This is a genomic window from Neisseria sp. P0001.S005 (genome assembly GCF_051963715.1).
Map to the genome: position 1 here is coordinate 1 of NZ_JBQCTZ010001083.1, position 235 is coordinate 235.

The 235-nt window shown below is 51.9% G+C and carries 1 pseudogene; it reads left to right on the top strand.

What is annotated here, in order from left to right:
- Positions 1-188: pseudogene (locus ACTHSP_RS24130) on the top strand (surface lipoprotein assembly modifier); the annotation flags it as partial.
- Positions 189-235: the final 47 nt, after the last annotated feature.

Here is a 235-nt window from a genome sequence, read left to right on the forward strand (position 1 = left end):
AAAACGAAGACCTGCCCGTAGCCGTCAAAGAAAAAATCGGCCTTTTCCGCGACTCTCTAAACCAACGCCAAATCTGGCAGGGCAGGCTTTCCGTCGGCGCCGTCCACAACAGCAACATAAACGAAGCCAGCGGCAAAGTGTGGAGGAAAAAACAAATCCCCGGCGAATGCTGGGAAGAATTTACATGAGACCAGCCCGTTTCCGCCAACGGTATAAAATACGAAACCTACGCCGA